Annotated in this window: 2 protein-coding genes; one reads left to right on the forward strand and one right to left on the reverse strand. The window is 38.4% G+C overall.

Annotated elements, in window-relative coordinates; genetic code table 11:
• On the forward strand, positions 1 to 182 hold a 182-nt coding region (locus CYP28_RS10225), incomplete at its 5' end, for a hypothetical protein (RefSeq protein ID WP_181000398.1).
• A 52-nt stretch (positions 183 to 234) separates the two neighbouring features.
• Here the strand turns inward: CYP28_RS10225 and CYP28_RS01795 are convergent.
• Positions 235 to 584: redoxin family protein (locus CYP28_RS01795; RefSeq protein ID WP_103592880.1), on the reverse strand; the 350-nt coding region annotated here is incomplete at its 5' end.

The raw sequence follows: 584 nt of genomic DNA on the forward strand, positions 1-584 counted from the left end.
GGTCTATGCCAACTACTTTTGCATTTTTGTTGTTTACTGCAAATGGGATCAAATTTCCACTGAAGCTACATCCTATCTCTAAAACTCTTGCATTTTCGCATGGCGGCGGAGTTATGCCAAGAAGTGTCGCACAAGCTTCAAGCCTATATGGCGTCGATTGGGCAAAAGCTCTTGATTTTTAAGTTAGCTCATCATAAGACTTCTCAATTTTGCTATTTTGGCTCATTTTAGCTCCTAGTAGTCTTTTTCTTTGATTTTTTCTAGCATATTTTTAGCATCATTCTCAGGATCATCCACTATATATGCGCGCCTTATCTTGCCATCTTTTATGATGAGTGTTTGTCTAAAGTAAAATTTATGTCCATTTGATGCAGAAAAAACCGGAAGCTCAAGCGCCCTTTCAAGCATAAACTCACTATCGTTTAGAAACATGACTCCAGCCGAAGTCTCTTCTTGAAATTTCTTTTGAGCTGCGATATCTTGTGAGCTAATGGCAACTACCATAAAACCAAGATCGTTAAAACCTTTTAAAAATTTCTTGTAGTTTATCGCTTGTTTGGTGCAGCCCTTCATGCCCGCAGTAT

Source organism: Campylobacter concisus, from assembly GCF_002914195.1.
GTDB classification, from domain to species: Bacteria; Campylobacterota; Campylobacteria; order Campylobacterales; family Campylobacteraceae; genus Campylobacter_A; species Campylobacter_A concisus_M.